This window comes from Cupriavidus sp. USMAA2-4 (assembly GCF_001854305.1).
In the GTDB taxonomy this organism is placed as follows: Bacteria; Pseudomonadota; Gammaproteobacteria; order Burkholderiales; family Burkholderiaceae; genus Cupriavidus; species Cupriavidus malaysiensis.
This window is the reverse complement of sequence record NZ_CP017749.1, coordinates 3,150,160-3,167,275: the sequence shown is the minus strand read 5'-3', so window position 1 is coordinate 3,167,275 and position 17,116 is coordinate 3,150,160. Positions and strand designations below refer to the sequence as shown.

Genomic DNA, 17,116 nt, shown 5'->3' with positions numbered 1-17,116 from the left:
CGGCCGGCTCTCAGGGCGCTGCGCCGAACAGGGAGCCCGCGCCTGCCGTGAGAGCCAGCGCCAGCGCCCCCCAGACGAAAACGCGCAGCGCCCCGCGCGCGACCGCGGCGCCGCCCGCGCGTGCCGCCATCCCGCCGAGCAGCAGCAAGGCCGCCAGCGTGGTGGCCGTCAGCGCTTCCCCGATCCATGCCGCCGGCGCGGCGACCACGGCCAGCAAGGGAATCGCCGCGCCCACGGTGAACGAGGCGGCCGAGGCCAGCGCGGCCTGCAGCGGCCGCGCGCGCAGGGTGGCGGTGATGCCCAGTTCGTCACGCGCGTGCGCCTCCAGGGCGTTGTGGGCCGTCAACTGTTCCGCCACCTGGCGGGCCAGCGCGGGATCGAGGCCGCGCTCGCGATAGATGGCGGTCAATTCGGTCAGTTCGTGGTCGGGGTCGGAGGCGAGTTCGTGGCGCTCGCGCCGGATATCCGCGTCCTCGGTATCGGCCTGCGATTTCACCGACACGTATTCGCCGGCGGCCATCGACATCGCGCCGGCCAGCAGGCCGGCCACGCCGGTCAGCAGCACGCTGGCGCGTGGCGCGCCGGCGGCCGCGACGCCCAGCACCAGCGCGGCCACGGAGATGACCCCGTCGTTCGCGCCGAGCACGGCCGCACGCAGCCAGCCGATGCGGTCAGCATTATGGAATTCCTTGTGAATACGAGTCATTGTTATTACCCTGCTGTTACCGTGTCGATTGCGGCTGGATTATGCCTGTGCATTTCGTGCGAGCTGGAAACGGCCGCTCGATAATGATGAGGGAGTTTCCCGGTGGGTACTGCCGCATCCTGGATTCTGGCCGATGGGAGCCAGTCTTGGCCATCCCTGCGTTTGCCTGCGCCTGTGGTGATGGATTTCCTTTGCGCGTATCGGCGGCCCTGGCTTGGGTCTCGATGTGAATAAGATAATGAATCTAAATGCGAAGAATTATGAATCGCATATGGTGCGGTTTTTGCGGGTGGTATGAGAATTGTCATGGCAGCGCGCACTGTCTGCTATACAATCTCGCGCCATGTCGCGCGCTGAAGACATCCCCCCCCTCTACCGAGGCGTCCTGTTGCTGCTGCTGTTCTTGCTGCAGCTGCTGACGCCGCTGCTGCACGGCCATTTCGGCACGCCGGGGCGGACGGGGTGGCACATGCATGTGTTCCAGCAAAGCGCGATGTACGGATACTCGCAGATGCCGCATGGCATCCCCGTCGAGGTGGGTGCGGCGGCGCAGAGCGGCAGTGGCGACGCGGTGGCGGTGGCGCAGGAGCCCCTCGAGGTGGACGTGCAGACCGCGATCGGCCCGCTGCTGATGACGCTCGAGGTGCGGCCTGCGGCCGTGCTCGTGGCCCTGGCCTGCGCTCTGGTGGCCTTGCTGGGCACCCTCGACAATGCGCCGCCCCTGCGCTGGCGGCCACGCACGGCGCTGCCTCGGAGGCGCTGGCGCGGCCCGGCCCGGCCGCCTCCCGCGCAAGCTCCTCCGCTCCTTTCCTGATTCCCGCCGGCCCCGCCGGCGTTGCTTGCCCGCGCGCTTCCCCCCTGGGAGGCGCGCGCTTTGCCGACCCTTGCTCCCGAATCAGGCATGTCTTTTCCTTCCTTTTTCCGCGCCGCCGGCTGGGCGGCGCTGGTGGTGTTCGCCGCCGACTGCGCGCAGGCGCAGTCCTTGCCGCTGAGCGCGGCCCAGTCGCAATCGCTCGGCCTGCGCTTCGCGCCGGCCGCCGCCGCCGCCGAGCTCGATGCCACGGGCAATGCGCGCGTCGTGCTCCGGCCCGACGCCCAGTACGTGGTGGCGGCGCCGTATCCCGGCATGGTGCCGCGTGTGCTGGTGGCGCTCGGGCAGCCGGTGCGCGCCGGCCAGCCGCTCGCCAGCTTCGCCAGTCCCCAGCTCTATGAAGCGGTGCGCGCGCTGGCCGAGGCGCGCTCGCAGGCGACGCTGGCCGGCCAGGTGCTGGCGCGCGACCGCAGCCTGCACGAAGACGGCATCATCGCTGCCAGCCGGCTGCAGTCCAGCCAGGCACGCGCCGGCGAGGCCGCGGCGATGGTGCGGGCGCGCGAGGCGGAGATGGCCGCGGCCGGCGTGGCGATGGCGCCGCGCGGGGGCGAGGCGCAACTGGTGGCCGGCCGCGCGGGGATGATCGCCGAGGTCAACGCGGTGCCGGGCGTGCGTGTGGACGCGGCCGCGCCGCTCTTCCGCATCGTCGACCCCACGGCACTGGAACTGGAATTGCTGCTGGGCCGCGACATGCCCGCGCCGCGCGGCGGCGAACGGGTGGAGGTGCGCGCGCGCGGCGCGCGTGGCAGCGTGGCGGGGGTGGTGCCGGCGGGCGACGGCACCGGCGCCGTACGGGTGCGCGTGGTGCTGGAGCAGCGCGGCGACCTGCAGGCCGGCGAGAGCGTAGCGGCCACGCTGCGCCTGCGCGGCGCGGGCGGCGGGGCCGGAAGCGCCGAAGGCGGGCGCGTGCGCGTGCCCGCGGCGGCCTTGACCTACTGGCAGAACCGGCCGGGGGTATTCGTCCAGTCGAAGGAAGGGGCGCGCTTCGTGCCGGTGACGGTGGAGTCCACCGACGACGCCACGGCGACCGTGCGTGGCGCGCTGCCGCCGGGAGCGCGCGTCGCGGTGGCCGGCATCGCTGCGCTGAAGGGCATGCTGGGCGGGGGGCAATGATGCTGGCCGGCCTGATCGATTTCTCGCTGCGCCAGCGGGCGCTGGTCCTGATCGCCGCCTGCGCGCTGGCCGTGGCCGGCGCCTGGGCCTACCTCAACCTGCCGATCGATGCCTTCCCGGACATCTCGCCGACGCAGGTCAAGGTGATCCTGAAAGTCCCGGGCATGACGCCCGAGGAGGTGGAGCAGCGCGTCTCCACGCCGGTCGAGCAGGAACTGCTCGGCATTCCCCACAAGACCATGGTGCGCTCGGTGTCGAAGTACGGCATCAGCGATGTCACCGTCGATTTCGCCGAGGGCGTCGATCCCTACTGGGCGCGCCAACAGGTGTCGGAGCGCCTGTCGGGGCTGCTGCGCGACCTGCCGCCCAATGCGGTCGGCGGGCTGGCGCCGATCACCACACCGCTGGGTGAGATGTTCATGTTCACCGTGGAGGGCGAGGGCTACTCGCTGGCCGAGCGCCGGCGTGTGCTCGACTGGGTGATCCGGCCCGCCCTGCGCACGGTGCCCGGCGTGGCCGACGTCAATGTGCTCGGCGGTGAGGTGCGCAGCTTCGAGGTGATACCCGATCCGGCGCGCCTGCGCGCCCGCGGTGTCACGCTCGACCAGTTGCGCCAGGCGCTGGACGCCAACCATCGCAACGATGGCGCGGGCCGGGTGGCGCAGGGCGAGGAGCACTGGGTGGTGCGGGTCGAGGGCGGCGTGCGCGGCGTCGAGGACCTGCGCCGCATCGCCTTGCCCGCGGCGGGTGCCGCCGACGCGCCGCTGGTGAGCGTCGGCGACGTCGCCACGGTGCGGCTGGGGGTGGCCACGCGCAATGGCGCGGTCAGCCAGGATGGCCGCGGCGAGGCCGTGGAAGGACTGGTGCTGGGGCTGCGCGGCTCGGATGCGCGCGCCCTGGTGCAGGCGGTGCAGGCGCGGCTGGACGCGCTGGCGCCCCGCCTGCCCAAGGGTATGACGACCCATGTGTTCTACGACCGGGGCGAACTGGTCACGCGCGCCGCCAATACCGTGGTGCGCGCCCTGATCGAAGCCAGCCTGCTGGTGATCGTGGTGCTGTACCTGTTCCTGGGCGGCGTGCGCGCCGCGCTGGTGGTGGCGGCCACGCTGCCACTGTCGATGCTGGCGACGTTCCTGCTGATGCGTTACGTGGGCCTGAGCGCCAACCTGATGAGCCTGGGCGGCCTGGCCATCGCCCTGGGCATGCTGGTGGACGCCGCCGTGGTGGTGGTGGAGAACATCGAGACTGCCCTCGCGCACGATGGAGGTCTCGCGCGCGAGGCGGTGATACGGCGGGCGGTCAGCGCGGTGGCCGCGCCGATGCTGGCCGGGGTGTCGATCATCGCCATCGTCTTCCTGCCGCTGCTGACGCTGGAAGGCCTCGAAGGCAAGCTGTTCGGTCCGGTGGCGCTGACCATCGTGCTGGCCTTGGGCGCCTCGGTGCTGATCGCCTTCACGGTGGTGCCGGCGCTCGCGTCGCTGCTGCTGCGCGTGCATGCCGGGGCCGCGCAGCCGCCGGTGATGCGGCGGCTGCAGGCCGGCTTCGGGCGCATGCAGCGCTGGAGCACGGCACACCCGCGCATCGTGTTCGGCGTGGCTGGCGCCTCGCTGGTGCTGGCCGCGGTGCTGTACGCGTCGGTCGGCAAGACCTTCATGCCGAGCATGGATGAGGGCGACATGATCGTGCAGGTGCAGAAGTCGCCGGCGGTGTCGCTGGACGCCTCGGTCGACCTCGACCTGCGCCTGCAGCGTGCGCTGCTGGCCGAGGTGCCGGAGATCCGCGCGGTGGTGGCGCGCACCGGCTCGGACGACCTGGGCCTGGACCCGATGGGCCTGAACGAGACCGACACCTTCCTGGTGCTGCAGCCGAAAGCGCAATGGCGCGGCAGCAAGGAGGACATCGCCGCAGCCATCCGGCGGGTGATGGAACGCTTTCCGGGCGTGGTCTACGGCTTCACCCAGCCGATCGAGATGCGCGTGGCCGAGATGCTCACCGGCACCCGCGGCGACGTCGCCATCAAGATCTTCGGCAGCGATCTCACCGCCATCGACGGCGCCGCCCAGGCCATCGCCGAGCGCGTGCGGCGCATCCGCGGCGCCGCCGAGGTCATCGCGCCGGCCAACGATGGCGTGCAATACCTGACGTTGGCGCCCGACCGCGCCGCGCTGGGGCGCGCCGGATTGTCCGGCGACGCGCTGCAGGCCCTGCTGCGCGCGCAGGTGGAAGGCGAACAGATCGGCACGGTGCCGGAGGGGACGGTGCGCACGCCGCTGATCCTGCGCGGCAGCGACGCGCTGCGGCGCACGCCGGAGAGCTTCGGCGCGCTGCTGGTGAGTGCGCCCGATGGCAAGGCCTGGCCGCTGACCTCGCTGGCCGAGGTGCGCCGGGCGGTCGGCCCGGTGCGCATCAACCATGAAGACGGCGGCCGCTTCGCGGTGATCCAGGTCAGCGTGGAAGGCCGCGACCTGGCCGGCTTCGTCACGGAGGCGCGCGCGGCGGTGGCCGGCATGCCGGGTCTGCCCAAGGACCTGAGGCTGGCCTGGGGCGGGCAGTTCGAGAACCAGCAGCGCGCCGCGGCGCGCCTGGCGCTGGTGGTACCGCTGGCGCTCGGCGCGATTTTCCTGCTGCTGATGCTGACCTTCCGGGCGCTGCGCCAGGCCGTGCTGGTGATCGCCAATATCCCCTTTGCGCTGGTCGGCGGCATGGCCGCGCTGCGGCTGTCCGGCGAATACCTGTCGGTGCCGGCCTCGGTCGGCTTCATCGCGCTGCTGGGCATCGCCGTGCTCAACGGTGTGGTGCTGGTGTCGCACTTCAACACCCTGCTGGCGGCCGGCCTGCCGGTGGCCGAGGCGGTGCGCACCGGCGTGCGCGACCGCTTGCGTCCGGTGCTGATGACGGCCTGCATCACCGCGCTGGGCATGATTCCGCTGCTGCTGGCGAGCGGCCCCGGCTCGGAAATCCAGCGCCCGCTCGCCATCGTGGTGACTGGCGGCCTGCTGAGCTCGACCGCGCTGACCCTGCTGCTGCTGCCGCTGTTGTTCGAGCGCTTCGGCTTGCCCGAACAGCGTGGCGGCCGGCGGCCGCTCGGCCAGGCACCTGGACAAGGAGATGTGCAATGAAGCCGGTCGCATATGGAGTCGGAGACGGATACCGGCAGCGCCGCGGTGGTGCGGGGAATGGCGGCGCGCGGGTGACGCTCGCGCTGGCGCTGGCGCTGGCGGTGCCGCTGGGCGCCTTGCCCGGAATGGCCTGGGCCCAGGCCGCGGCGGCATGGCTGCCGGAGGAGGCGGCGGTGCGCGAAGCCGTGCGGCAGGCGCCCGACGTGCAGGCGGCCGAAGCCGCGCGTGAGGCGATGCTGGCGCGCGCTGGCGGCATCCGCGCCGGCAATGCGGAGACCGTGCTGCGCACCACGGCCCAGGGCCGTCGCGTGCGCGACCCGTCCGATCGTTTTGCCGAGGGGCAACTGTTGCTGGAGCGACCGTTGCGGCTGTGGGGCAAGTCGGGCGCGGATGCCGATCTGGCCGACGTGACAGAACAGGCGGGGCGCCTGGCGGCGATGGACGCACGCCACGAGGCCTCGCGGCAGGTCCTTGCGCTCTGGTTCGCCGCGCTGCGGGCGCAGCAGGCGCGCGCGGCGGCGCAGGCGGCCGATGTGCTGGCGGCCGAGCTGGCGCGCGTGACGGAGCGCCGTCTGCGGGCGGGCGATGCGGCGCGCCTGGACCATGAACTGTCGTTGGCGGAACGCGCCCGCACCACGGCGGCCCTGGCGGCCGCCCGTGCCGCGGAAGCCTCGGCGCAGGCGGAACTGCGCGCGCGCTTCCCCGAGCTGGGGGTGCCGGCAGCCCTGGTCGCTACGCCGGCGCTGCCGGACATGCCGGCCGAGCCGGCTGCGCAATTGCGCAACCAATACCTGCTCGGCAGCCACGAGTTCCTGCTGGCCCAGGCGCAGGAACTGCAGGCGCAGCGCCAGGCGCGGCGGATCGACCTGGAACGCCACCCCGATCCCACCGTGGGCGTCTTCGTCACCATCGAACGCGGCGGAGCCGAGCGCATCGCCGGTGTCAGCGTGTCGATGCCGCTCGGCTCGGCGGCGCGTCGCAGCAACGCCGCCGCCGCCGCGGCCGACGCCGAGGGGGCGGCGCGGCGGCGCCTGGCGGTGGAGCGCAAGGTGGGGGCGGAATTCGAGCAGCTCTACCACGCCTTGCAGGGCAAGCGCAGCGCGGCCGAGGCGCAGGCACAGGCGCTGGCCCTGCAGCGCAGCGCGGCCGCGCGCAGCGGGCGCGCCTATGCCGAAGGGGAGGCGGGGCTGACCGAGCTGCTGGTGGTGCGGCGCAATCTTGCCGACAGCGAACAGGCTGAGCGCTTGGCGCGGGTCGACGCGCTGGAGGCGGACACCCGGCTGCAGCTCGACCTGCATCGGCTCTGGGACTTCGACGACTGAGCGACGACTGAGCGACGACTGAGCAGGGCACGTCCCCGCGCGGTGCCGCAAGGTCCGGGCGGGGCACCGCGTGCCTGGCGCGCTGCTGCCGTTTCCCTGCGCGGCCACCCTTGACAGGTGGCCGCGCAAGGCATAACGTCGCTTTACTTAACGATCGTTTAGAAAAAAGGAGGAGACGCGATGTCTGGACAATCGCAGCAGCAAGGGGTGGCGCTGGTGATCGGCGCCGGCGACTCGACGGGCGGCGCCATCGCGCGGCGCTTCGCCGCCGGTGGCTTGACGGTGTGCGTCACGCGGCGCTCTGCCGACAAGCTGCAGCCCCTGGTGGACAGCATCCGCGCCGCCGGCGGCCGCGCGCATGCCTTCGGCTCGGATGCGCGCAAGGAAGAAGAGGTGGCCGCCCTGGTGGAGCGCATCGAGGCGGAAATCGGCCCGATCGAAGTGCTGGTCTTCAATATCGGTGCCAATGTGCCCAGCTCCGTGCTGGACGAGACTGCGCGCAAGTACTTCAAGATCTGGGAGATGGCCTGCTTCTCGGGCTTCCTCAATGCGCGCGAGGTGGCGCGGCGCATGGTGCAGCGCGAGCGGGGCACGATCCTGTTCACCGGCGCCACCGCGGCGCTGCGTGGTGCGGCCAACTTCGCCGCCTTCGCCGGTGCCAAGCACGCGCTGCGCGCGCTGGCGCAAAGCATGGCGCGCGAACTGGGGCCGCGCAATATCCACGTTGCGCATGTGGTGGTGGACGGCGCGATCGACACCGAATTCATCCGCAGCAACTTCCCCGAGCGCTACGCGCTCAAGGACCAGGACGGCATCCTGAACCCCGATCATATTGCCGAGAACTACTGGCACCTGCACCAGCAGCCGCGCGACGCCTGGACCTTCGAACTCGACCTGCGGCCCTGGATGGAGCGCTGGTAAGCCCGGGCGGGCAGGCGCGGTGGCGCCGCGGCCTGCCGACCTGCGCAGCGCTGAGCCAACCTGGTCCGATGCGTCGTTGCAAAGGCTCGCCATCGCTGTGCCGCCGTGCCTGCGGCCGGCATGCACCGTCGCCCGGGGGGCGCGTTTTTCTGGCGCCGTGCACTAGGTGCATGGCGCGGCATGCATGGCCTGCGCGTCGTCTCATTGCTCGTCGTTCCGCTCGCCGCGCAGGCGATTACGCCGTTCGCTTTGCGCTGCGCCGGGAGCTTCTTGCTCAGGCGCGCGCCATGCGAGATGCGGAGTGCTCTGCAGCGGCGCCAGGCCGCAGCAGATCCTTGGTCGCCGGGATGTGATGTTGGCGGCGCGCTCCCCACTCGGGGTTTTCCCTTGATCCGTCAAATATCCGTGCTTTCGCGGACGCTCGAAAGCCGTTTGCAAGCCACCAGAAAGGGGTTTGGAAGCTGCTCTTCATAGACTCCGCACGCCGGCCCATTTCCGCTGCGACGATCCGCAGCGCAGCCGAAATGGCCGCTGGTGACTCAGGAGACTAGAGGAAACCCCATGCATCAAACCATCCATTCACATCGGTCGGCCCAGGTCCGGCTGAAGGCGGGCACGTGCCCGTCGGCGGCGAGGGAGGCACGGCAATGAGCAAGCCTTCCAAGTTCAAGAAGGACTACTACGGCGGCGCGCTGATGACGCTGATCGGGCTCTCTGCGGTCGTCGCCGGCATGCAATACCGCGTCGGCACGCTGCGCCAGATGGGTCCCGGGTTCTTCCCGGCGGCCGTCGGCACGCTGCTGGCGCTGGTGGGCGTGCTGATCGCCGTGTCGGCCCGCAACGCCACCGAATCCGCCAAGGGCGCGCCGGGCCACAGCCATGACCTGCCCGACCTGCGCGGCGCCGTCGCCATCGTCGTCGGCGTGCTGGCCTTCCTGTTGTTCGGCAAGTTCGGCGGCCTGGTGCCAGCGACCTTCGCCATCGTTTTCATCTCGGCCCTGGGTGACCGCAGCAATACCGTCAAGCAAGCCGTCGTGCTGGCTGCGGCGATGTGCGTGGTGGCGGTGGTCGTCTTCTGGTGGGCGCTGCAACTGCAGTTGCCGCTGTTCGCTTGGGGGGCGTAAGCACCATGGTATCGAATGCACTTCACGACCTCTGGTTCGGCTTCGGCGTCGCCTTCCAGGGTACCAACCTGATGTGGTCGTTCTTCGGCGTGCTGATGGGCAACCTGATCGGCGTGCTGCCCGGCATGGGCGCGCTGTCGGCGATCTCCATCCTGCTGCCGCTGACCTACGTCATGCACCCGGTTCCCGCCATTCTGATGCTGGCCGGTATCTTCTACGGCTCGCAGTACGGCGGCGCGATCGGCGCGATCCTGCTGAACCTGCCCTCGCACCCGCCGCACGCGGTGACTTGCCTGGACGGCTACCCGCTGACGCGCGCCGGCCGCGGCGGCACGGCGCTGGGCATCACGATGATCTGCTCGTTCTTCGCCGCCTCGGTGGGCATCATCGTGATGATCTTCTGCTCGCCGCTGCTGACCGAGATCTCGTTCAAGTTCGGTCCGACCGAGATCTTCTCGATCATGCTGCTGGGCCTGCTGGCCGGTTCGACGATGTCGCGCGGCTCCCCGTTGAAGGGGGTGGCGATGACGCTGTTCGGCCTGCTGTGCGGCGTGGTGGGTACCGACGTCAACACCGGCACCTTCCGCTTCGCCTTCAACATTCCTGAACTGAGCGACGGCCTGGAACTGGTGGCGATCGCGATGGGCCTGTTCGGCGTGGCCGACTTTCTGCTCAACGTCAACCGCATGAAGACCGTGACGGCCAAGACCACGCTGCGCATCCGCGACATGCGTCCGACCATGGCCGAAATGAAGCAGGCGTTCTGGCCGATGGTGCGCGGCACCGGCGTCGGCACGCTGTTCGGCGCCATGCCCGGCACCGGCCCGACCATCACCACCTTCATCGCTTACGCGCTGGAGCGCAAGATCTCGAAGACGCCGGAGAAGTTCGGCACCGGCATGATCGCCGGCGTGGCCGCGCCCGAAGCCTCGGCGCACTCGAAGACCCAGGTCGACTTCATCCCCACCATGAGCCTGGGCATCCCGGGCGACGCGGTGATGGCGCTGATCCTCGGCGCGCTGATGATCCAGGGCATCACCCCGGGGCCGCAGCTGATCAGCGACCACCCGGACATCTTCTGGGGCCTGGTGGCCAGCTTCTGGATCGGCAACGTGATCCTGATGGTGCTGAACGTGCCGCTGATCGGCGTGTGGGTCAAGCTGCTGCAGGTGCCTTACCGCTACCTGTTCCCGTCGGCGATGTTCTTCATCGTGGTAGGTGTGTTCAGCACGCAGAACAGCCTGTTCCAGATCTGGGAAGTGCTGGCCTTCGGCGTGATCGGCGCCTTGCTGATGTACCTGGAGTTCTCGGTGGCCCCGATCCTGCTCGGCTTCGTGCTGGGGCCGATGGTGGAAGAGAACTTCCGCCGCTCGCTGCTGCTCTCGCGCGGCGACATGATGGTGTTCGTCGAGCGCCCGATCAGCTGCGCCTTCGTGGTCATGTCGGCCCTGCTGGTGATCGGCGTGACCTACTCGGCCTGGCGCGGCAGCCGTCGCGCCAGGCAGCAGCGCACCACCATGCTGGACGGCGAGCAGTTCGTCGCCGGCGAATAAGTACCGAGTACTGCGAGGAAGGCGTGGACGGCGGCAAGTCTTGCCGTCCGCGGCCACGACGCACGGTCCGCGAGCGTTGCGCCGGCCGGCACTCCTGCCGACGCACCAGGCCGCCAAGCGGGCTGGTGCGTTTTTCTTTTGGGGCGCCACCCGGGAGCGGCCTGGGACGCAGCCGGGGGTGTTGTCCTGGCCGCGGGCATCGCCTGCCTGACGGCTTCGGCAATGCCCGGATCGGGGGGTATCGTATTGACTCTTTCAGGGGTGCCGATATGAAATTTTTCGGTGTCCCGGCCATACCTCTACGCCATACGCGATGATTCATGTTGCACCGCGTTCGCCGCGCGGCTCGCGGCAATACCCGGGCTGCAGGCGTTTGCACGCGCTGCGGGAGATCGGCGAGGCGGGCCGGGGGCGCAGCCATATCGGGGTATGTCCTGAGCCGGCGGCCCGAGCAAAACGGACGTGCGGTGCTCTAGAATCGCGTGTCGGATGTTGCGGTGCGCCATGCGCTGTTCCGCGCTCGTCCGTGCCGTCGCGCTGCCGCAGGGCGGGCGCGTCGAAGCCAAGCTGAAGCCAACCCGAAACCAATCTGCCGGCTGCGTTCCGCACCGGCCCATCGCAGGGAGAGGGAGTCCATGTCTGTTTTCGCGTCCGAACAATTGCTGGCCGCCCAGCAGGCCCACCTGAACAGCCTGCTCGCCATGGCGAACACGGCGCTGGAGGGTATCCAGAAGCTGACCGAGTTGAATCTCCAGGCGACGAAATCGGCGCTTGCCGAAGGCCGGGAGCAGGCCATCGCGGCGCTGGACGGCAGCGACGGCGGCAGCGCGGCCCTGGCACAGGGAGCCTCGCTGCAGCCGGCGACGGAGAAGGCCCTGGCCTACGCGCGCCACGTCTACGATATCGCTGCCGGTACGCAGGCCGGCTTCGCCCACGTGGCGGAAGCGCACTGCGAGCAGTATGGCCGCGCGCTGGAGGCCTTCGCGGAGACCTTCGTCAAGAACGCGCCGGTCGGCACCGAGGCAGCCACCGCCCTGCTGCAGGCCGCCGCCAATGCCACCAGCGGCGCCTTCGGTGCGCTGCGCCAGGTCGCGCACCAGGCGCGCGAAGCCGCCGTCAGCCATCTCGACACGGCCGCCGCGGCGGCCACCGGCACGTCGCGTAGCAAGGCCTGAGTCCGGCGGGTCTGCCCGCCGCGCGCGCTGCGCTTCAGCCCGGGCTCAGCAGGCCGTGGCGCTGGTGCCAGTCGTGCAAGGACTCGGCGGGCCACGTACGGCAAGCGACGTGGCCCGCGCCACGCGGTACGTCCACCCAGGGCGCGGCGTAGTCCAGCGCCGCCTCGACCACCTCCGGCGGCCTGGGCAGCGGCGTGTCGATTGCCGAGGCATGCGGATGGACCAGTTCCGGCCAGCGCGGGTCCCACAACCAGAGCGGGCTGCCGCACTCGCGGCAGAAATGGCGCGCCGCCGGCGAACGCGTGGCGCGCTTGCCTCGTTCGCGCAGCACGGCGTGATAGATGCCGAGATGCTTGCGGCCCTGCACGCGCAGGGTGCGGGCGTCGCCACCGAGATTGATGGCGTAGCCGCCGCTGCCCGCGGTCTTGCGGCAGATCGAACAGTGGCAGTGCATGAAGGGGTAGGGGCTGTCCGCTTCCAGCTGGAAGCGGACAGCGCCGCAATGGCAGGAGCCTTCGAGATGCATCGGCGTCTCCGGAGTGACTGGCTTGCCGATCGATTCTAGTCCGCCGGCACCCGGCCTGGCCCGGCAAACCTCCGTCCTGTGCCCGCCCGGACGCGATAGACAGGCGACTTAGGACGACCTAAGACGACCTAAGGACGATTTAGCGGCGACTTGGAGGCGGCTTGGAGGTGGCTTCTCGACGGCCCGTGTTCTTCCACGGATGGAAGACGTACGACACTATCGGGTGGTGGTGACCAGCACTTCGGCCCGGGCGCTCCCGACGCTGCGCACGCGGTGGGGCAGGTCGGCATCGAAATACAGTGCATCGCCGCTGGCCAGTGTCACCAGTTCCTCGCCCAGCTGGACCTCGACTTGTCCCTTCAGCACGAACAGGAATTCCTCGCCGCTGTGCGCGACCCTTGCCTCGTCGGGGAAGTCGCTCGGCGGGTGCATGACGAAGGGCTCCATGGCCTTGACCTTGCGTGCTGCCGCGATGGCTTCATAGCGGTAGCCGTGCGATTCCCCCTCGCGCGATAGCGGCTCGCGCTGCGAGGCGCGGGAAACGCAGGCCACTTCCTCGGCGCTGTCGCGCGCGTCTCCCAGCAGGTGTCCTGTGCCCATGCCATAGGCCTGGGCGATCTTGAGTACCGTGGCGATCGAGGGAGAGCTGAGGCCGCGTTCCAGTTTGGAAAGATAGCTGCGGGTCAGGCCGGTCTGCTCGGCGAGCGCTTCCAGCGACAGGCCGCGCTGGCGGCGGAGGGTGCGGAGGCGATGCGGCAGGTTGACCATGAGGGGGCGAGAGGAAGCGACCCGCGCATTATATCCGCCGCGCGGCCAACACCGGACGCTGATGTCCTTCTTGACATCTTGTTTTCCAAGGGACACACTGAGTCATATAAAAGATGAAGTGTCATACCTGGCGTGACAGCCCGGTGTGATCGAACGCCTGATTTCCCATGGAGACTCCGATGAAAGCGCCCCCCTTGATCGCGGCCCTGGCCGCAGCCTGCCTGCTCACCTCACTCGTCTCGCCCGGCGCCGGCGCGCAGGCTTTCCCGAACCGGCCGATCCGCCTGGTGGTGCCGTTCGGCGCCGGCGGCATCACCGATAGTGTGGCGCGCCTCGTTGGCCAGGCCTGGGGCGGCAGCCTCGGGCAGGGCGTCGTGATCGAGAACCGGCCGGGCGCCGGCGGCGTGATCGCGGCCCAGGCCGCCGCGCGCGCCGCGCCCGATGGCTATACGGTATTCATGGGCACGGTGGGCACCCAGGTCGTGAACCCGCTGATCTACGCCAAGGGCCGGCTGCCCTATGCGCCCGATACCCAGTTCGTGCCGCTGGGCCTGGTCTCGCGCTCGCCATTCCTGCTGGCGGTCGGCGCCGCCGTGCCGGCCGGCGATTTCCGCGAATTCGTCGGCTACGCCCGCCAGCATCCCGGCGCGCTGAACTATGGCTCGGCCGGCAATGCCAGCGCACCCCATATCGGCATCGAACTGCTGAAGCAGAGCGCAGGGATCAAGCTGGAACACATCCCCTTCAAGAGCGGCGCCGAGGCCGTCAATGCGGCGATCGGCGGCAATGTCGGCGTGGTGCTCGATGCTGCGCCGGTGATCCTGCCGCAGGTGGACGCAGGGCGCTTGCGGGCGCTGGTGGTGGCCGGCCCCCGGCGCCTGCCGGGCGCGCCCGGTGTGCCGACCAGCAAAGAGGCCGGCCTGCCGGCCTTCGACGTCAGTTCGTGGAATGCGCTGTACGTGCCGGCCGGCACGCCGCCGGAGGTAGTGGGCAGGCTGTCGGTGGCGCTGCGCGCCGCCCTGGCCAGTCCCGTCTTGCGTTCCCGCCTGGCCGCACAGGGCAGCGAACCATACAGTGGCAGCGCGCAGGAGTATGCGCAGGTCATGCAGGCGGAGAAGGCCAAGTGGGCGGCGGTGGTCAGCGCGGCCCGCATCACGGCGGAATGAGCGGGCCGGCAGCGTGACTTGCCAGGGGCCGCCGGGTGCGGCCCCGCAGAATCTTCCGTCGACCTGAACAAGCTGAACGATCCGAACGATCCAGGAATACCTAGCAGAGAAACCATCCAGACCATGGCCGATACCCTTACCCTGAAGAAAGACGAATTGATCTCCCGCGCCCAGGCCGACATGCAGTCGAAGCTGTCGATTCCGGAGCGCACCTTGCGCGAGAAGGTGGCGCTGACCTGCCGCATCCTGTTCGACGGCGGCCACGACTCCGGCCTGGCCGGCCAGATCACCGCGCGCGCCGAAGAGCCGGGCAGCTACTACACCCAGCGCCTGGGCCTGGGTTTCGACGAGATCACCGCCGAGAACCTGCTGCGGGTCGACGAAGACCTGCGCGTGCTCGACGGCGACGGCATGCCTAATCCTGCCAACCGCTTCCACTCATGGATCTACCGTGCCCGCCCGGACGTGCGCTGCGTCATCCATACCCACCCCTTCCACGCGGCGACGCTGGCCATGCTGGAGGTGCCGCTGGTGGTGTCGCATATGGATACCTGCGTGCTCTACGACGATTGCGCTTTCCTGAAGAAATGGCCCGGCGTGCCGGTCGGCAACGAGGAGGGCGAGATCATCTCGGCCGCGCTGGGCAGCAAGCGCGCCATCCTGCTGGCCCACCACGGGCTGCTGGTGGCGGCGGCGTCGGTGGAGGAGGCGTGCGTGATGGCCCTGCTGTTCGAGCGCGCGGCGAAGATGCAGCTGGCCGCCATGTCGGCGGGCGCCATCCGGCCGTTGCCCGAGGCCCTGGCCCAGGAGGCACATGACTGGATCCTGACGCCGCGCCGCTCGCAACTGACCTTCGAGTACTACGCCCGGCGGGCCCTGCGCGGCGCCTGAGCCCGGCCCCGATGCCGGCGGCGGCCGTGCGGGTTTGCCTGCCCGGGGGCGGTGGCGCTATGCTCTGCCCACCCGGCGGCGCGGCCGGGCACATCGCCAGGCACCGGGGGACACGGCATGAAACTGGAGTGGGCAGAGGTCCATGCGGGCAGTGCGGGCCGATTCGAAGGCCGGCAGGTCGAGATCGCCGGCTGGATGATCCCGCCCGATGCGGCGGCTCGCGCGGTGGACGGCTTCCTGCTGGTTGCCGAGGCGCCTTGCTGCGGTCCTGGCCTGCCGCAAGACGCGCAGGCCTGCATGGAAATCCGGGCGGCGCTGCCGGTGGCGGTGACGGGGCGGGCCATCGTGCTGCGTGGCTGGCTGCGCAGCGGGGGCGACGATCCCGAGGCGTGGCGCTATCGCCTGGATGGCGCCGTACTGATCGACGCGGCACCGGCCATGCCGGGCCGGCGGGTGTTCCTCGCCGCCGGCGCGGCGCTCGGGCTGGCCGCCTGCGCGCGCGGACCCTTCGCATCCGATGCGGACGCCGCTGCGCCGGGCGAGGCCGCGGCGCCCGCCTGGCAGCCCGCGCCGGGCGCACTGACCATCGACATGCACAGCCACGGCGGCCGCGTCACGGTGTCGCGCGACCCGGCGCTCGGCGACCGGCGCCCCTTCCTGCCACTCGCCGCGCCCATGCGGGCCGGCGGCATGCAGGTGATCTGCCTGGCCATCGTCACCGATACCACGGTCACGCGGGTGTCCGCCAGCCGCCGGAGCTTCGAGCCGTGGCGCAAGCCGGAGCCGGGCGAGCTCCATGCGCTCGGCCAGGCCGAGTTCGCGCGGGCACGGGCCTTGATCGCCCACGAGAAGCTGCAGGTCGTCACCGACGCCGCTTCGCTCGCCAGGCTGGCCCCGGCCGGCCCGAGCGTGATCCTGGCGGCGGAGGGGGCCGATTTCCTCGAGGGCCGCATCGAGCGGGTCGACGAGGCTTACACGGAGCAGCAGCTGCGGCACCTGCAACTGACGCACTACCGCGTCAACGAATTGGGAGACATCCAGAGCGAAGCGCCGGTGCATGGAGGCCTGAGCGATTTCGGCGCGGCCGTGGTGCGCCGCTGCAATGCGCTCGGCTTGGTGGTCGACGTGGCGCACGGCACCTACGACCTGGTCAAGCGGGCGGCGGCGGTGTCGAGCAAGCCCCTGGTGCTGTCTCATACCGCATTGGCGGCCCATCCCGGCGCGCGCAGCCGGCTGGTCTCGCCGGACCACGCCCGCGTGATCGCCGGTACCGGCGGTGTGATCGGCGTCTGGCCCAGCGCCGGGTCCTTCCGCGACCTGGCGGGCATGGCGGACGGCATCAAGCGGATGGTCGACGTGGTCGGCGTGGACCACGTGGGCCTGGGCAGCGATATGCTGGGCTTCATCTCGCCGCCGGTGTTCCGCAGCTACGCGCAACTGCCGGCGCTGGCACAGGCGCTGCTGGCAGGCGGCTTCCGTCCGGCGGAGCTGGACAAGCTGCTGGGCGGCAACTACCGGCGGGTGTTCGAGGCCTCGGTCGGATAGCGCGAGCGCAAGGGGGCCGGCATTGCCGCTGCACGGTGCGCACAAAAAAAACGCCAGGCGGGTCAGTGCCTGGCGATATGGGTTTCCTGGGCCCCCGGGAGCCACCAAGGGTTGATTGCAGTGTAGTCAGCCGGGCCTGGGGCGACTGTCAACAAATGCAAGGCCGGGTGGCAAAGATGGCGGCGCGGAATGCCTTCCCGGACGGCCCCCGGCCTAGATGTGAGGCCTGCGGCGCCTGTCGCGCCCGGATGTCTGCTTGCGGCCACCCGGCGATTGTGTCGGGAGTCTGCCGTGCGTCTTCGAACGGCCCTGGAAT

Annotated in this window: 14 protein-coding genes; 11 read left to right on the top strand and 3 right to left on the bottom strand. The window is 70.4% G+C overall.

Annotated elements, in window-relative coordinates; translation table 11 throughout:
* Positions 1–10: 10 nt before the first annotated feature.
* Entirely contained in the window at positions 11–706 is a 696-nt protein-coding gene (locus BKK79_RS33800) for a VIT1/CCC1 transporter family protein (RefSeq protein WP_071019870.1), read from the bottom strand.
* A gap of 388 nt (positions 707–1,094) precedes the next feature.
* Between BKK79_RS33800 and BKK79_RS33795 the strand changes: the two genes are divergently transcribed.
* The 8 genes from BKK79_RS33795 to phaP all read left to right on the top strand — a co-directional run bounded on the left by BKK79_RS33795 (position 1,095) and on the right by phaP (position 11,904).
* The gene (locus BKK79_RS33795) at positions 1,095–1,520 is read left to right on the top strand and encodes a hypothetical protein (protein ID WP_157128592.1); all 426 of its coding nucleotides are present in this window, start codon (positions 1,095–1,097) and stop codon (positions 1,518–1,520) included.
* Between the two features lie 87 nt (positions 1,521–1,607).
* Positions 1,608–2,690, top strand: a complete 1,083-nt coding sequence (locus tag BKK79_RS33790) for an efflux RND transporter periplasmic adaptor subunit (protein WP_071040020.1) — start codon at positions 1,608–1,610, stop codon at positions 2,688–2,690.
* The gene (locus BKK79_RS33785; protein ID WP_071022515.1) at positions 2,690–5,809 is read left to right on the top strand and encodes an efflux RND transporter permease subunit; all 3,120 of its coding nucleotides are present in this window, start codon (positions 2,690–2,692) and stop codon (positions 5,807–5,809) included. The genes BKK79_RS33790 and BKK79_RS33785 overlap by 1 nt, the downstream gene beginning before the upstream one ends.
* Positions 5,810–5,934: 125 nt before the next feature.
* Positions 5,935–7,131 carry a TolC family protein gene (locus BKK79_RS33780; RefSeq protein WP_071022518.1) on the top strand — a complete coding sequence of 399 codons (1,197 nt, stop codon included), beginning with the start codon at positions 5,935–5,937 and terminating at the stop codon, positions 7,129–7,131.
* A 180-nt stretch (positions 7,132–7,311) separates the two neighbouring features.
* Positions 7,312–8,052, top strand: coding sequence for an SDR family oxidoreductase (locus tag BKK79_RS33775; protein ID WP_071019877.1), 741 nt, complete (start codon positions 7,312–7,314; stop codon positions 8,050–8,052).
* Positions 8,053–8,699: 647 nt separating this feature from the next.
* Positions 8,700–9,176, top strand: a complete 477-nt coding sequence (locus BKK79_RS33770; protein ID WP_231908121.1) for a tripartite tricarboxylate transporter TctB family protein — start codon at positions 8,700–8,702, stop codon at positions 9,174–9,176.
* Between the two features lie 5 nt (positions 9,177–9,181).
* Positions 9,182–10,729 (top strand): tripartite tricarboxylate transporter permease, encoded by a 1,548-nt coding sequence (locus tag BKK79_RS33765; protein ID WP_071019880.1) that lies wholly within the window; start codon positions 9,182–9,184, stop codon positions 10,727–10,729.
* 635 nt (positions 10,730–11,364) lie between these two features.
* Complete coding sequence (gene phaP, locus BKK79_RS33760; RefSeq protein WP_071040019.1) at positions 11,365–11,904, top strand: TIGR01841 family phasin; 540 nt, start codon at positions 11,365–11,367, stop codon at positions 11,902–11,904.
* Between the two features lie 34 nt (positions 11,905–11,938).
* Here the strand turns inward: phaP and BKK79_RS33755 are convergent, their stop codons facing one another.
* A complete protein-coding gene (locus tag BKK79_RS33755) occupies positions 11,939–12,430 on the bottom strand; it encodes a GFA family protein (protein WP_071019885.1) in 492 nt (163 codons plus the stop codon).
* Positions 12,431–12,646: 216 nt separating this feature from the next.
* Positions 12,647–13,198 carry a helix-turn-helix domain-containing protein gene (locus BKK79_RS33750; RefSeq protein ID WP_071019887.1) on the bottom strand — a complete coding sequence of 184 codons (552 nt, stop codon included), beginning with the start codon at positions 13,196–13,198 and terminating at the stop codon, positions 12,647–12,649.
* Positions 13,199–13,377: 179 nt separating this feature from the next.
* Between BKK79_RS33750 and BKK79_RS33745 the strand changes: the two genes are divergently transcribed.
* From BKK79_RS33745 to BKK79_RS39620, 3 genes are all read left to right on the top strand, one after another.
* Entirely contained in the window at positions 13,378–14,364 is a 987-nt protein-coding gene (locus tag BKK79_RS33745; protein ID WP_071019889.1) for a Bug family tripartite tricarboxylate transporter substrate binding protein, read from the top strand.
* A gap of 123 nt (positions 14,365–14,487) precedes the next feature.
* Positions 14,488–15,255, top strand: a complete 768-nt coding sequence (locus BKK79_RS33740; protein ID WP_071019892.1) for an aldolase — start codon at positions 14,488–14,490, stop codon at positions 15,253–15,255.
* 117 nt (positions 15,256–15,372) lie between these two features.
* Positions 15,373–16,800, top strand: a complete 1,428-nt coding sequence (locus BKK79_RS39620) for a dipeptidase (RefSeq protein ID WP_084085513.1) — start codon at positions 15,373–15,375, stop codon at positions 16,798–16,800.
* Positions 16,801–17,116: the final 316 nt, after the last annotated feature.

Excerpts from the sequence above, each read along its gene's own strand:
- BKK79_RS33750 (WP_071019887.1), bottom strand. The coding sequence starts at position 13,198 with ATGGTCAACCTGCCGCATCGCCTCCGCACCCTCCGCCGCCAGCGCGGC.
- BKK79_RS33765 (WP_071019880.1), top strand. The coding sequence starts at position 9,182 with ATGGTATCGAATGCACTTCACGACCTCTGGTTCGGCTTCGGCGTCGCC.
- BKK79_RS33755 (WP_071019885.1), bottom strand. The coding sequence starts at position 12,430 with ATGCATCTCGAAGGCTCCTGCCATTGCGGCGCTGTCCGCTTCCAGCTG.
- BKK79_RS33785 (WP_071022515.1), top strand. The coding sequence starts at position 2,690 with ATGCTGGCCGGCCTGATCGATTTCTCGCTGCGCCAGCGGGCGCTGGTC.
- BKK79_RS33770 (WP_231908121.1), top strand. The coding sequence starts at position 8,700 with ATGAGCAAGCCTTCCAAGTTCAAGAAGGACTACTACGGCGGCGCGCTG.
- phaP (WP_071040019.1), top strand. The coding sequence starts at position 11,365 with ATGTCTGTTTTCGCGTCCGAACAATTGCTGGCCGCCCAGCAGGCCCAC.
- BKK79_RS33740 (WP_071019892.1), top strand. The coding sequence starts at position 14,488 with ATGGCCGATACCCTTACCCTGAAGAAAGACGAATTGATCTCCCGCGCC.
- BKK79_RS33800 (WP_071019870.1), bottom strand. The coding sequence starts at position 706 with ATGACTCGTATTCACAAGGAATTCCATAATGCTGACCGCATCGGCTGG.
- BKK79_RS33775 (WP_071019877.1), top strand. The coding sequence starts at position 7,312 with ATGTCTGGACAATCGCAGCAGCAAGGGGTGGCGCTGGTGATCGGCGCC.
- BKK79_RS33780 (WP_071022518.1), top strand. The coding sequence starts at position 5,935 with ATGGCCTGGGCCCAGGCCGCGGCGGCATGGCTGCCGGAGGAGGCGGCG.
- BKK79_RS39620 (WP_084085513.1), top strand. The coding sequence starts at position 15,373 with ATGAAACTGGAGTGGGCAGAGGTCCATGCGGGCAGTGCGGGCCGATTC.
- BKK79_RS33790 (WP_071040020.1), top strand. The coding sequence starts at position 1,608 with ATGTCTTTTCCTTCCTTTTTCCGCGCCGCCGGCTGGGCGGCGCTGGTG.
- BKK79_RS33745 (WP_071019889.1), top strand. The coding sequence starts at position 13,378 with ATGAAAGCGCCCCCCTTGATCGCGGCCCTGGCCGCAGCCTGCCTGCTC.